The sequence below is a fragment of the Waltera acetigignens genome (genome assembly GCF_025567015.1).
GTDB lineage: Bacteria > Bacillota > Clostridia > Lachnospirales > Lachnospiraceae > Acetatifactor > Acetatifactor acetigignens.
The window spans coordinates 1-11,961 of record NZ_JAOQJO010000028.1 but is presented as its reverse complement, the minus strand read 5'-3'; the positions used below and the strand labels follow the sequence as shown (position 1 = coordinate 11,961).

9 protein-coding genes and 1 other RNA gene are annotated in these 11,961 nt (G+C 48.2%); 1 reads left to right on the top strand and 9 read right to left on the bottom strand.

The genetic code is table 11. The features are described 5' to 3' along the window. Positions 1 to 224: 224 nt before the first annotated feature. Together OCV96_RS18680 and OCV96_RS18675 are read right to left on the bottom strand one after the other, a co-directional pair. Complete coding sequence (locus OCV96_RS18680) at positions 225 to 2,318, bottom strand: elongation factor G (RefSeq protein ID WP_118539978.1); 2,094 nt, start codon at positions 2,316 to 2,318, stop codon at positions 225 to 227. Positions 2,319 to 2,957: 639 nt separating this feature from the next. After that, on the bottom strand, positions 2,958 to 3,803 hold the full coding sequence (locus tag OCV96_RS18675) for a formate/nitrite transporter family protein (protein WP_118537236.1): 846 nt from the start codon (positions 3,801 to 3,803) through the stop codon (positions 2,958 to 2,960). 199 nt (positions 3,804 to 4,002) lie between these two features. On the opposite strand from OCV96_RS18675, the gene OCV96_RS18670 reads away from it, so the two are divergent. After that, positions 4,003 to 5,103 carry a prephenate dehydrogenase gene (locus OCV96_RS18670; protein WP_227064065.1) on the top strand — a complete coding sequence of 367 codons (1,101 nt, stop codon included), beginning with the start codon at positions 4,003 to 4,005 and terminating at the stop codon, positions 5,101 to 5,103. A 43-nt stretch (positions 5,104 to 5,146) separates the two neighbouring features. Here OCV96_RS18670 and OCV96_RS18665 read toward each other — a convergent pair whose 3' ends face one another. The 7 genes from OCV96_RS18665 to ssrS all read right to left on the bottom strand — a co-directional run bounded on the left by OCV96_RS18665 (position 5,147) and on the right by ssrS (position 11,785). Then, on the bottom strand, positions 5,147 to 5,671 hold the full coding sequence (locus OCV96_RS18665) for a VanZ family protein (protein WP_262595147.1): 525 nt from the start codon (positions 5,669 to 5,671) through the stop codon (positions 5,147 to 5,149). Then, positions 5,658 to 5,996: a PilZ domain-containing protein gene (locus OCV96_RS18660; RefSeq protein ID WP_262595146.1), complete on the bottom strand. Its 339-nt coding sequence runs from the start codon at positions 5,994 to 5,996 to the stop codon at positions 5,658 to 5,660. Before OCV96_RS18660 ends, OCV96_RS18665 begins: the two co-directional genes overlap by 14 nt. Then, entirely contained in the window at positions 5,996 to 7,039 is a 1,044-nt protein-coding gene (gene queA / locus OCV96_RS18655) for a tRNA preQ1(34) S-adenosylmethionine ribosyltransferase-isomerase QueA (protein ID WP_227064067.1), read from the bottom strand. Before queA ends, OCV96_RS18660 begins: the two co-directional genes overlap by 1 nt. 17 nt (positions 7,040 to 7,056) lie before the next feature. Beyond that, positions 7,057 to 8,475 (bottom strand): aminopeptidase, encoded by a 1,419-nt coding sequence (locus tag OCV96_RS18650; RefSeq protein WP_117464976.1) that lies wholly within the window; start codon positions 8,473 to 8,475, stop codon positions 7,057 to 7,059. 108 nt (positions 8,476 to 8,583) lie between these two features. Continuing rightward, the gene (locus OCV96_RS18645; protein WP_227064063.1) at positions 8,584 to 9,549 is read right to left on the bottom strand and encodes a YihY/virulence factor BrkB family protein; all 966 of its coding nucleotides are present in this window, start codon (positions 9,547 to 9,549) and stop codon (positions 8,584 to 8,586) included. After that, complete coding sequence (locus tag OCV96_RS18640) at positions 9,534 to 11,513, bottom strand: SpoIID/LytB domain-containing protein (RefSeq protein ID WP_227064062.1); 1,980 nt, start codon at positions 11,511 to 11,513, stop codon at positions 9,534 to 9,536. The genes OCV96_RS18645 and OCV96_RS18640 overlap by 16 nt, the downstream gene beginning before the upstream one ends. 77 nt (positions 11,514 to 11,590) lie before the next feature. Beyond that, positions 11,591 to 11,785, bottom strand: a non-coding RNA gene (gene ssrS, locus OCV96_RS18635) — 6S RNA. Positions 11,786 to 11,961: the final 176 nt, after the last annotated feature.

The window sequence follows — 11,961 nt, the reverse complement described above, 5'->3', positions numbered from 1 at the left end:
TTCCCGATACTGTCAAGGACTGCGGCTCTATCCGCATGGTTTTTTGCATATTTTCGTCTGCCGGGGCATATGCTGTATACGAGAGGTGATGAATCATGTTTGCATGGATCACATTACTGATCAATCTGATGCAGCGATATCGATGATATTTACTGCGCACTACCGAAAAAGAGACCGGAAAGCCAACCGGTCTCTTTTTGTTGTGTATGTTATGTAATTACTCGTTAGTCTTCTGCATTGTTCTCCGCAACCTTTGCTGCTCTGGCCGCTACTTCCTTCTCCTGTACGTCGGAAGGTGCCTGCTCGTAACGAGCGAATTCATAGGAATAATCCCCTCTGCCTCCGGTCATGGAACGCAGATCTGTGCAATAACCGAATAATCCGCTCATGGGAATATCCGCTTCGATGATCTGCTTGCCACCGCTCATGGGTGTCATGCCCAGCACCCGGCCTCTTCTCTTGTTCAGATCTCCCATGATGTCTCCGGTATAGGCATCCGGCACGGTAACCTTTAAGGACATGATGGGCTCCAACAGAACGGGGCCTGCTTCCATGACACCTTTCTTGAAAGCCTGGATAGCCGCGGTCTTAAATGCCATTTCCGAAGAATCTACCGGATGATAGGATCCATCATACAGTACCGCTTTGACACCGACTACCGGGTAGGCCGCCAGAGGTCCTCTGCCTACGGATTCCTGAATACCTTTTTCCACCGCAGGGAAGAAATTCTTCGGTACCGCGCCGCCTACGACTTCTGTTGCGAACTCATAGGGTTTGGTCAGATCGCCGGAAGGTGAAAAACGCATTTTTACATGACCGTACTGGCCGTGTCCGCCGGACTGTTTCTTGTACTTATATTCCACATCGGACTGTTTCTTGATAGTCTCTTTGTATGCGATCTTCGGTCTGGACAGCTCGATCTCTACTTTGTATTCGTTTAACAGACGGCTGACCACGATATCCAGGTGCTGGTCACCCATGCCGTAAAGTAAGGTCTGGCGGTTCTCCGCATCGTTCACCACCCGGATGGTCAGATCTTCATGAGTCATCTTCTGCAATGCCTGGGAGATCTTATCCACGTCCGCCTTATTCTTCGGCTTATACCGCATGTAGGTATAGGGAGTGGAAATATCGAACTTGCCGTATTTAATAGTCGTGGCCTTGGTAGAGAGACTGTTGCCGGTTCTCGCTGCGGTCAGTTTCGCCAGTGCTCCGATATCTCCGGCATGCAGTTCGCTGACTTCAATGGGCTTATTGCCCTGCAGTACATAGATTTTGCCGATCTTTTCCTCAATGTCACGGTCTACGTTGTACAGCAGGTCGTCGGTCTTAAGTACACCGGAGTTTACCTTGATCAGAGAGTATTTTCCGATGAAAGGATCCACTATGGTCTTCCAGATATAGGCGGATTTTGCCTTGGCGAAATCGTAATCCGCATGGTAAATCTCATTGGTCTTTAAATTGATGCCCGCCACTTCTCTGTTCTCGGGGCTGGGCATGTATTTGACAATATCATCTAACAGTGTGTACATACCCTGACACAGGATGTTGGAACCCATGGTCATGGGAACGATGCTGCCATCGCAGACATTGGTACGGAGTGCTGCACGGATCTCTGCCTCAGAGAAGGTCTCTCCGCCGAAATACCGCTCCATGAATTCTTCACTGGTCTCGGCTACGGCTTCCATCAGAGTATCCCGGCAGATCTGCAGGTTGGCCTGGCTGTAATCCGGTACCTCACAGGGAACAACTTCCTTACCCTCCCAGCGGTTACCGCTCTCAGTGATAACATTGATGTATCCTACGAATTTCTCGTTCTCACGGATTGGCAGATGAAACGGTGCCATCTTCTTGCCGTACAGATTAGTCATATCTTCCACTACCTGACGGAAGGAGGCATTATCCACGTCCATGTTGGAGACATAGATAAAACGGGGCAGCTTGTATTTCTCGCAAAGCTCCCATGCCTTCTGGGTGCCGACTTCGATGCCGGACTTGCCGTTAACTACTATGATGGCTGCTCCTGCGGCACTGACTGCCTCTTCCACTTCTCCCACGAAATCAAAATAACCCGGTGTATCAATAATATTGATCTTGTATCCTTCCCACTCAATGGGGATCACGGAGGTACTGATAGAGAAATGACGTTTCTGTTCTTCTTTGCTGTAATCACTGAGGGTATTGCCGTCATCTACCTTGCCCATACGGGAGGTGATACCGGACAGATAACCAAAGGCTTCTGCAAGACTGGTCTTGCCACTGCCGCCATGGCCCAGTAATACTACGTTACGGATCTTGTCTGTTGTGTAAATATTCATATCCCATCCTCCATTTATTCTGCATTTTGGGTATTTTGTCCAGCCGTTGGATTGGATTTTTAACCCCTTACGTGTATTTTACTAAATATATGTTACTATTACAAGTAAATATTGTTAATTATTTCATATTTTTGTAAGTTGTCAGAACTTTGCGATATGAACAGTTGCACAAGACAAGTAAATTGAAAGTTAGCGAAATATCCCCGTAGCCCTTGGCAGGGTATAAGAAACGCGGCACGCTTGCGCTCTGTCGCAGAACGTAGCGGTACATAAGCGGTCACAGTACGACCGCTAAGTACCGACGTCTGCTTACGGCACTGCTTATTCTTATACCCAGCCGGGGCTACTGTTTTTTAAACTTTCCAAAATGCAGAACGCCCATGGCGGACGGAATGTCCTTCCGAGGATGTTTGTCGGGAGGTGGTGATATTTTCTCGAAAAGTGTAGAAAAACAGGGTGGAGCGAACAGGACGTTCGCGACAGGCGGACGTTGCCATGGATGGCAACTGGAGCCGTGCCCGTGCGGTTTAGAACCGCTACTCACTTTTCGTCAGAAAATTCCCACCGGGAGACCTTACATCGAGGAAGGACATTCCGTCCGCCATGGGCGTTCGTGGATTTATTTCACTAACTCTCAATTTAGTACTCTTCCGCAATATCAATCTCTTCCTGCTCGGCAGCTGTAGTATCTGCAGAGTACGGGGTTCTGTGGAGGTATGCCAGCCAGTAGCCGCATCCTACGATCCCAGCACCACCAACGATGTTGCCAAGGGTAATAGGCAGCAGGGCTTTTACGAGGAAATTGAACCAGGTCAGGCTCTCTGCTGCAATGCCGTAGACCTGCGCTGTCAGAAGACCGCATACACCGAAATACATATCTGCGATACTGTGCTCGAAGCCGCATAATACAAACAGCATCACGGGCCAGTAACTGGTCAGAAGCTTGCCGGAGACCCGCTTCGCAGCAAAGGACATCCATACCGCGATGCACACCAGAATATTACACAGGATACCTCTTACGAAAGCCTCACCCACACTTAAATTCGTCCGGGATGCCGCGGCATTAACAATGGCCTGTGCCAACTGCTCTCCGAAAAGATCCGGTGTCCGTCCCACCACTACCAATACTGCCACAAAAGCCGCACCGAGGAAGTTGCCGATGTAAACAAACAGCCAGTTTTTCAGCATCTTCCATACCGTGACTTTCTTCTCCAGCACTGCCAGTATGATCAGATTGTTGCCGGTGAATAGCTCGCTGCCCGCTACCAGTACCATAGCCATACCCGCTGGGAATACCGCAGCGCCTACCAGCTTCGCCACCGATGCGATGCCGATGGTGCTGGATGCCGTAGTCGAAGCAATTCCTGCAAAACCGATGAACATACCGGCAAAAAATCCCAACAGAATCGTCTTAAAGATCGACAGATTTACCTTATGGATCCCGACTTCTATATAATTTCTTGCAATTTCCAAAGGTGAATGCATAACCAAATTCCTCCTTATCCTTTTTGAACAGTTCCATCTTGCCATATTTCTAAAACTCTTGCAAGCAAATCCGAAAAGAATATTTCCTTCTCTTGATTTTCGCACGTTAATTTGCTATAGTGTTTAAAGGACAAACGGACATCTTCCGACTTTGTCATACTATTTATTTGCAGCAAATAACAGAATCGAGGAAATCTACATGAGTACTCTTACATTTGGTTTTATCGGTCTGGGTTTGATCGGCGGTTCCATCGCCCGGGCGATCCGTCAGAATCTCCCTCAGTCTCAGATCATTGCATACGATATCAATGCAGATACCCTGCGGGAGGCTGCCCAGTGTGGTGTTGCCAACGTGATCACCACAAGGATCGATGCTTCCTTCTCCGACTGCGATTATCTTTTCCTCTGTGCTCCGGTACAGAAAAATGACGAGAACCTCTCAGCTGTAAAAGAAATTCTCTCACCAAAGACACTGCTCACTGATGTGGGAAGTGTCAAGAGTGAGATTCATACAGAGATCAAAAAAGCCGGTCTGGAAGGACAGTTTATCGGCGGTCATCCCATGGCCGGAAGTGACCGTATAGGCTTTATCAATTCCAAGGCCGTTCTTTTGGAGAATGCCTATTACATTCTCACGCCCACGGATTCCGTTCCGGAAAACAAAGTCACGGATTATAAAAATCTTGTACAGCAGCTGGGTGCCATCCCTCTGATTCTGGAGCCGGCACAGCATGATTACGTTACTGCAGCTGTCAGTCATCTCCCCCATATCATTGCCGCATCTCTGGTAAATCTGGTGCGGGACAAGGATTCTGCGGACGGACTGATGAAGATGATCGCTGCCGGAGGTTTCAAGGACATTACCAGAATTGCCTCTTCTTCCGCTGCGGTATGGCAGCAGATCTGCCTGACCAATACAGAAAATATCTCGACACTGTTGTCCTCCTACATTGCTTCCCTGCAGGGGATCCAGCAGGAATTAAATGCCAAAAGCGGTGATGACCTGTATGAACTGTTCGACAGTGCCAGAATCTACCGGGATTCCTTCATTAACACTGCCAGCGGCCCGTTAAAATCTTCTTATGCAATCACCATTGACATTGCCGACGAACCCGGTGAGATTGCCGCCGTGGCTACGATTCTTGCCCTGAAAAATATCAGTATCAAAAACATCGGCATCGTCCATAACCGAGAGTACGAAGGCGGCGTTCTGCGCATTGAATTCTATCAGGAAGAAGCCATCGAGAGATCCACAAAGATCCTTTGCGAAAAGGGCTACAGTCTGCACAACAGGAAGTAGAACCCCTGTACCTGGCTCATCGCACTACACAAAAAGAGATCACCTACAAAGTGATCTCTTTTTCCTTATCTTTCCGCTTCTGTTTCCTTCGCCGCACTATTTTCTCCACACAGCCACATACGAGCAGTCCAAACGCACCGCCACAGGTATCCAGCACCACATCCGCAAAACACCCATAGCGTCCTGGGACAAATAACTGATGGAACTCGTCCGCTCCGGCGGAGACAAACACCCAGAGTACGATCAGCAGATACAGTTTCCGGTTCCTCTCCTTCCAGGGTCTCCACACACCGTACAGCAGCACTCCCATGCATGCATACTCGGAGAAATGAGCCAGTTTACGGATTGGATGTTCAAAATAAGCTGCCATACTGTCGATCACATTCTGTGTCCAGTGTTTCCCGGAAATAGCATTCAGAAGCTCCGCACATTTTTCCGAGATCATAGAACTCAGTGAGCCTGATTCCTCACCGTCCTGACCAGAAAAAGCGAAAATCAACAGATATAACAGTACAAGTAAAATAGCAGCCACAACACTGACTGCTATTTTTTTCTTATTGTTTTTCATCGTCATTAATCGTCTGGTATACGCGGATTCTTGCCGCATCACTCTCCGACATTCCGATGAAGACAGCCCCGTACGTATAAGAATCTCCCTTCATTTCGATCCTGACGATCTGTAAGAACGCATGCAGCACTTCATGCGTCCAAATCCTCAGTTTCGATTCATACACTGCACCGATACTTAACACTTCCTTGCACAAAAAGCCCACTCCGTTGGGAGATACATCTACGATGTCTATGCTGACTTCCTGCATGTCTCCCTGGTCCAGGCGATTTACCATCAGGGTGGAACTCATTTCTGTACGCCTGCTTCGTCTTCTTTCTTCCATTATTTTTCTCCTTTTAAGTCAGCGATAAACATAGCGTCTCCAAAGCTGAAAAATCTGTATTTTTCACGGATTGCTTCTTCGTAGGCGTGCAGGATATGTTCTCTTCCCGCAAGTGCCGATACCAACATTACCAGTGTGGACTCCGGCAGATGGAAATTCGTGATCAGCGCATCCAGCACCTTGAAACGATATCCGGGATAAATGAATATCTCGGTATTGTCACAGCCGGGCTGTACCATGCCCTGCTCGTCCGCTGCGCTCTCCACGGTACGGCAGCTGGTGGTACCCACGCAGATCACACGCCCCCCATTTTTCTTCGTCTCATTGATGGTGTTCGCCGCTTCTTCCGTCACCTGATAATACTCAGAATGCATATGATGCTCCAGTACGTTCTCTTCCTTTACCGGCCGGAAAGTTCCCAGTCCCACATGCAATGTCACATAAGCGATCTTAATGCCTTTGTCCGCAATCTGCTGCAACAATTCCTGCGTAAAATGCAATCCCGCCGTAGGTGCTGCTGCGGAGCCTTCATATTTGGCATAAACGGTCTGATAACGATTCTTATCCTTCAGCTTATGGGTTATGTAAGGAGGCAGGGGCATCTCTCCCAGCTTGTCCAGCACTTCTTCAAAAATACCCTCATATTCAAAACGTATCAGACGATTACCTTCTTCCACAGTCTCCAGGACTTCTGCCTTTAATAGTCCATCCCCGAAGGTCAGGCGCTGACCGGGCTTGCATTTCTTGCCGGGCTTTACCAGAGTCTCCCAGACATCCGCTTCTTTTCGTTTTAATAGAAGGACTTCCACATGTCCGCCGGTACCTTCCCGTTCTCCCAAAAGTCTCGCCGGAATCACCTTGGTGTTGTTTAACACCAGACAGTCTCCGGGATGCAGATAGTCGATAATATCCCGAAAAATGTGATGAGAGATCTCTCCCGTGTTTTTATCCAGTACCAGCAGTCTGGAGGAAGAACGATCCTCCAGCGGGTCCTGTGCGATCAGCTCCTGGGGAAGATCAAAGTAAAAATCGGATTTTTTCAGTTCTGTCGTCTCTGCCATTACAGGCTCGCTCCTTCCACAAATGCTTTATATCCGCGATATGCCTCATATACATCGGCCTTGCTGGTAGCTTCCCACGGTGCATGCATGTTCAGCACTGCCACACCACTGTCGATGACATTCATGCCATACAGTGCCAGAATATATGCGATGGTTCCACCGCCGCCCAAATCGACCTTACCAAGCTCTGCAGTCTGGAAGTTCACCTCTGCTTTGTCGAAGATATGGCGCAAATGTGCCAGATACTCCGCATTGGCATCGTTAGAACCGGACTTACCTCTGGCTCCGGTGAATTTGTTGATGACCATACCGCCGCCTAAGTATGCCACGTTCTTTTTATCGAAGCTGGACGCATAGGTAGGATCAAAAGCACTGCTGACATCGGAAGACAGCATACAGCTATGTGCCAGGCATCTTCTCACGTTCAGTTCGCTGTATTCGCCTGCCAGATTCATCACCTCTGCCACGGCATTTTCAAAGAAATGAGACTGCATGCCGGTAGCACCTACGGAGCCGATTTCTTCCTTATCTACCAGAATACAGCACATGGTACGGTCGGTCACATCGCTGTCCAGCATCGCCTGCATGGAAGTGTAAGCACAGACCCTGTCATCCTGACCGTAAGCCAGTGTCATACTGCGGTCAAAACCTGCTTCTCTTGCTTTTCCTGCAGGAACGATCTCCAGCTCTGCGGAAACGAAATCCTCTTCATGAATATCGTAGGTCTCTTTCAGAATATCCAGAACACCTGCCTTTACTGCTTCTTTTCCGGCTTCTTTCTCGTCCTTCTTCTTATCTTTCTTATCGATCAGCAGAGGCTTATTGCCTACGATGATATCCAGAGCTTCACCCTCGATAACCTTTGCTGCCTTTTTCTCCAGCTGCTCCTGTGCCAGATGGATCAACAGATCGGATACGAAGAATACAGGATCATCCTCGTTCTCACCAATATTGATTTCTACACAGGTGCCGTCCTTTTTCACGATGACTCCGTGGATTGCCAGTGGAATGGTCACCCACTGGTACTTCTTCACGCCACCGTAATAATGGGTGTCCAGATAAGCGAATCCACCATCCTCATACAGGGGATTCTGCTTTACATCCAGTCTGGGGCTGTCGATATGGGCTCCGAGGATGTTCATGCCATCTGTCATGGGCTTACGTCCGATCTGGAACATGGCGATGGATTTGTTCATCCATACGCTGTATACCTTATCTCCGGTTTTAAGAGCAGCGCCCTCTTTGATCAGACTCTCCAGTTCACGGTAACCGGACTTCTCAATAGTATTGACAATGGTGTCAATGCACTCTCTCTCGGTCTTACCGTTGTCTAAGAAATCACGATACTGTGCGTTTATTTTCTCCAGCTCTTTTAACTGTTTGGAAGAATAGGTCTCCCAGGTGTTTTTCTTTTCCATATTTATCCTCATTTCCGCATCCGTCTTCCGGATACTCTTTTACTATAATCATAACAGGAGAGGTCCCTCGCCCTCTCCGTATCAGTGTACTACATTTGCGTCCGCAGTTCAATTCCTGTCTGTCAGATTTTCATCCTGCCCCTTAGGATTCCTGTCGATCTCCGTATAATGTTTTTTTCTGCGCTGGATCTTCTTGATCTCCCGGATGCGTCTACGGTTCTCTCTTGCCAGTTCGCTCTTACTGCTGGCATGATTCACCAGTACCCGGTTCACCGGACGGAAATAACGGTTCAGATAAGCACCGATCAGAATGATATACATGCAGAAATACATCCACAACATAATGATCACAATAATGGTCAGACTTCCGTAAATACTATACCCATTTCCATAGGACACATACATGGAAAATCCCCAGGAAAATACACTCCATACTACCGCAGCAAAGCAGGCTCCCGGAACCTGTTCCGTGAATTTCAGCTTTGTGTCCGGGATATATGTATAAATCAGGCCAAACAAAAGAATCAGCACCGCCCATACGAACAGAAAGCGGAAATTCATCAGGAGACTCACAAACATCTGCAGCTGCGGAATCCTATGTAATGCAATATCCACCAGCTGATTACCAAATACCATGAAAAACAGTGACAAAATCAACACTACAAGCATGATCAACGTATAAAAGCTTGCAATAAAACGGATCACGAAGTAATTACGCTTCTCGTCCACACCATTGACCGCATTTAATCCCCGCATCAGTGCCATGACACCCTTCGCCGCCGACCAGACCATAGCGATCAGAGCCACCGGCAGAATTCCCACAGAACTCTCATACACATCAACGACCAGACTCTCCACCATGGCATCTGCAATATCCGGCGTCACATCCGTCAGCGCCGTGACCAGATTCTGCTCCGTCACCGGGGTATAAGGAATCACCGCACAGACTACCATCAGCATCGGAATCACCGACAAAAACAGGAAAAAGGCTGTACTCGATGCATAAGCGCTGATATTCTGTTTTTTCATCTGGCTGGAAAAATCACGCCAGATGCTGATTATTGTCCTGAGCATATCTCGCATCCTTCATAGAAAAAGTTAAGGATCTGTTCCGCGCCAAGCCCCTGTAGTGCCATATTTTTGGCACCGTTCTGGCTCATTCCCACGCCATGGCCGAATCCACCGCCGATAATGTTATATCCTACCACATTTTTCTTATCATGGCTAGGTTCAATCACAAAAAATGCACTGGGAAGGAGATTCGGCATGGCCACCTCACTACCATCCTGCCTTACCACCTTCGTAACCCCGTCACAAAGTACTGCTCTGATATTATATTCCGAGATCACCTTAAAGGTTCCTTTGTCCGTGACAATGACCATTTCGTCTGCCACACCACCGGGGCCACGTTTTACAACGGAGATATCGTTTACTTTTGAAAAAGCTTTTATATTTTGACTGACATAGTCATCGTCCTTCAGAGTCAATATTAACTTTCCGTTGGCTTCATAACGTTTCTTCAGCGTCTCCACTATCCGATCCACATCAATCTCTTTTACCGTATATGTCCAGCGGTACCAGCCTTCCTGCGCTTCATAATCTTCCGCATGTGTCTCCGTGATAAAATCCCGGAAAGCCTCTTCTTCCCTCAGATCCTCTGAACCTGCATCTCCGTTTACCTCATTGCTGTCTGCCGCGATTGCCCCACCGTCCGTCTCCATCAGGCTTTCCGGATTCAGCCGGCTGCTCTTCAGATAATCAAGTGCCTCCGCCTCCGCTGTCTTCCATACATTTGCCGTAGTTCCCACGCCACAGGAGGTAGAGTAATAATAAGTGTTCGCCACCGTTCCTTCATCTGTCAGGATCATCTGTCCGTAGGTCTCCTTCACCGCCGTGGTAGCACTGTCAGCTTCTGTGATATTATTGTAGACCTGATAGGAAGTGCTGTCGTCCACATGGGCGCCGTACCGGGGATAGCCCGCCCGCAGCATATGTCCGTAGGCATAGGTTCTGGCACAGATAGCCTGTGCTTTCAGGGCTTCCAGCGGGTAGGATGCCGGCATCTCACTTGGCACTACACTGTAGAGATATTCTTCCAGCGGAAGCTCATTTACCACTGCAATTCCGTCTGCGGTCCGCAGCAGCTCTATATGCCCTCTGTAAGAAGGTGTTCCCTGACTTCGATTCACATTGATCAGCCGTACCCGGCCGGTCAGCACTGTCGGTACTATACGGATCCGTTCTCCCACGAAATAATCGCTGTCTGTGTCAATGGTCACCTCGTCTCCCCTGGAAAACAATTCTTCCTGCATTTCCTCACCGGTTCCGTACTGTAGTAGAAAATCACTTTCCGCCGTCAGTGTCACCGTCTGGTGCAAAACATCCGAAAAATCCGAAGTTTTGATCAATACCCGGATTTTGTTCATGTTATCTTCTCTGGCCAGCAGGATACCGCAGATCTCGTCATTTTCACGAATAAAGTCCGCATCCATATAGCCGAATCGCAGATCTTCAGTGGTACACATGGTAAGCTCCCGGTACAGGCGATACCCTTTGTAATCCTCAGCCAACGGGATCCGGCCCCTGCCCTCGATCTCGATACCGCTTTCATCTGCCGACAGTACCCGGCCTGTGAACTTCTCTGTTTTCAGGATAACGGCACTCACGAGGTCATCCGTAAGTTCCACATCTGCCAGCTGTTCCCGCATCTGGTCCGGTGTCGGCAGCCTGCCTGCCTCATTCGCCTCTGTATCCAGATCATAGGTCTCTCTTACTCCGTCACAGAATAAAGTGATCTGCCCAGCTTCCGCCTCCGTGATCCAGACGTTTTTCAATTCCCGTACTACTGGAATATGCTGAGGCAGGGCCTCTTCTGTCTCCGGTGCCCCCGGCTCCTCCCGACCGCAGCTATGTAACAAATTTATCAGAAGTAAAAAAAGAAGAAATGCCGTACCTAACACACACAGGTATTTCTTCCACTGTATTCTCTGTTCTCTGGAAAGTTTATAATAATTCTCAAGCAGTCTGTTTTTCTTCAAATCATTTCCCGCCTATTCAGAATCTGTTTTATGACTTTAAAAGAGCAGTCCCAAAGGACTGCTCTCTCTTTTGTATTGTTATCCCCAAAATGCCGCCTCTTACCTTTTGACTCCTAGCAATGCTAGGTGGGTAACCGCAACCAACCTTTTGCCTTCCCTTCCAATCCTCCTTGCGGAGTGAGGGCTTGACAGCCACTTGGCAATATAGGAATCCCGTTTAAAGTAAATGTAGGTTCAAAACTGGTAAGAGTTATCGTACATCTCAGGTTAAGTATATTATAGCGAGTTGAGCTCCATTTTACAACTGAAATTTTTACCAATATTATTATCTGCAAAAAAGGCTGTCTCCGAAGAGACAGCCTCAGACTGTAGACAAAGCTCCTTCCTGTGAGGGAGCTTTTCTTGTGTCATGACTGCAAAAATTATGTACTTACAAGCATATAAGAAG

Excerpts from the sequence above, each read along its gene's own strand:
- OCV96_RS18645 (WP_227064063.1), bottom strand. The coding sequence starts at position 9,549 with ATGCTCAGGACAATAATCAGCATCTGGCGTGATTTTTCCAGCCAGATG.
- OCV96_RS18675 (WP_118537236.1), bottom strand. The coding sequence starts at position 3,803 with ATGCATTCACCTTTGGAAATTGCAAGAAATTATATAGAAGTCGGGATC.
- OCV96_RS18670 (WP_227064065.1), top strand. The coding sequence starts at position 4,003 with ATGAGTACTCTTACATTTGGTTTTATCGGTCTGGGTTTGATCGGCGGT.
- OCV96_RS18680 (WP_118539978.1), bottom strand. The coding sequence starts at position 2,318 with ATGAATATTTACACAACAGACAAGATCCGTAACGTAGTATTACTGGGC.
- OCV96_RS18650 (WP_117464976.1), bottom strand. The coding sequence starts at position 8,475 with ATGGAAAAGAAAAACACCTGGGAGACCTATTCTTCCAAACAGTTAAAA.
- OCV96_RS18665 (WP_262595147.1), bottom strand. The coding sequence starts at position 5,671 with ATGAAAAACAATAAGAAAAAAATAGCAGTCAGTGTTGTGGCTGCTATT.
- OCV96_RS18660 (WP_262595146.1), bottom strand. The coding sequence starts at position 5,996 with ATGGAAGAAAGAAGACGAAGCAGGCGTACAGAAATGAGTTCCACCCTG.